Source organism: Streptomyces sp. ADMS (assembly GCF_033441795.1).
Lineage (GTDB): Bacteria > Actinomycetota > Actinomycetes > Streptomycetales > Streptomycetaceae > Streptomyces.
The window spans coordinates 1-226 of the sequence record NZ_JAVFVX010000653.1 but is presented as its reverse complement, the minus strand read 5'-3'; the positions used below and the strand labels follow the sequence as shown (position 1 = coordinate 226).

Below are 226 nucleotides of genomic sequence, written 5' to 3'. Positions count from 1 at the left end.
CGCGGACCGGGCGGCGGGAGGGCCGGACGAGCCAGATCAACTGGCCCCGCATCCGGCGGAGCACGTACCGGGTGACGATCGGAGCCCAGTCGGCCAGGGCTCGGCCTCGGTGGCGGACGAAGACGAGCAGGGTGATGGCGGCCCAGATGGGGATGAGTTCGAGGGCGCCGGCCACGCCACGGGCGAGGATCACGGCGAGCAGGAGCAGGCCGGTGAGGCTCACGAC

At 73.5% G+C, this 226-nt stretch carries 1 pseudogene; it reads right to left on the bottom strand.

The features are described 5' to 3' along the window. Positions 1–226 (bottom strand): annotated as a pseudogene (locus RB628_RS42355) (hypothetical protein); the annotation flags it as partial.